The organism is Bartonella sp. AA86SXKL (assembly GCF_042196885.1).
Genome location: NZ_JBHIRE010000083.1, coordinates 476 through 1,062, shown reverse-complemented (window position 1 = coordinate 1,062; position 587 = coordinate 476). Strand labels below are relative to the sequence as shown.

Sequence of the window (587 nt, the reverse complement as noted above, 5' to 3'; positions counted from 1 at the left end):
AATTTACGATTATCCAGAAACAACATTTGTTGCTGATTTTATTGGCTCTCCCTCTATGAATTTTCTTGATCGCAAAACTTTAGAACAGCATTTAGGTCATTCATTGTCTTATAGTCAAGAAACTGATCTTTTAGCATTCAGACCTGAAGTAATCTTGTTAGGCGAATATCCAAATCAAGGAGCTGTCTTTCACACACAAATTGAACTTATCAAACCTGTCGGAACAGGATGCCATGTTTTAACGCATTGGAATAATAATATTTTTACCATTGAAATAAAAGAACGTTTGACACACGATTATGGTCAAAAACTAAGCTTTACTGTTCCCCATCAGAGTTTTCATAGTTTTAACAAAAGTACTGGAAAACGCACACGTGAGAATTAAATAAAGTAAAAATTTTAATCTTATAAGCACCATCAGTAAATAATCCGCACTTCTCTTTTTTATCAACCTCATTTTTTTAGGGTGGTGTTATTTGCTTTATATTATAGATTGTGTGCTTTTATTTTTCCGTACGTAATTGTATAGCAAGGTCAGGTTGATCTGTTGTGATATAATGTACAGGCATATCAAGCCAATGCGATAG

2 pseudogenes are annotated in these 587 nt (G+C 33.0%); one reads left to right on the top strand and one right to left on the bottom strand.

Annotation, left to right across the window (positions count from 1 at the left end):
* Nucleotides 1-385, top strand: a pseudogene (locus ACFIO5_RS09895) (sn-glycerol-3-phosphate ABC transporter ATP-binding protein UgpC); the annotation flags it as partial.
* 118 nt (nucleotides 386-503) lie between these two features.
* Here the strand turns inward: ACFIO5_RS09895 and ACFIO5_RS09890 are convergent.
* Nucleotides 504-587 (bottom strand): annotated as a pseudogene (locus ACFIO5_RS09890) (glycerophosphodiester phosphodiesterase); the annotation flags it as partial.